Origin of the sequence: Streptomyces sp. BE20 (assembly GCF_036322525.1) — a bacterium.
Classification (GTDB): Bacteria; Actinomycetota; Actinomycetes; order Streptomycetales; family Streptomycetaceae; genus Kitasatospora.
Genome location: NZ_JAQYWW010001239.1, coordinates 1 through 306 on the forward strand (window position 1 = coordinate 1; position 306 = coordinate 306).

Here is a 306-nt window from a genome sequence, read left to right on the forward strand (position 1 = left end):
CAGCTCGTGGTGCAGGCCGGTGAGGTTCTGCCGGTCGCCGTAGCGGACGACGTCCTCGGCACGCTGGCCGAACGCCCCGAAGGCCCGGGCCGGGTCGTCGGGAGCGGGACGGTGCGGGGCGTTCAGCGGCGGGTCCACGTCCGGCTGCACGTCCGCCGGGCGGAACGACAGGAACTGCTCGCCCCGGACCTCGCCCTCGATCCGCACCCCGGCGTACTCACCGGTCCAGCGGTGCCGGCTCCCGCCGAGCGGGACGACGGTGTTGGTACCCAGCGCGTGCAGATACGCCTGCTCGGCCGCGTACAC

The 306-nt window shown here is 74.5% G+C and carries 1 protein-coding gene; it reads right to left on the reverse strand.

Going from position 1 to position 306, the window contains the following annotated elements:
* Positions 1 to 306, reverse strand: a 306-nt coding sequence (locus PUR61_RS44910) for a hypothetical protein (RefSeq protein WP_329885764.1), incomplete at both ends; no start/stop codon positions are given.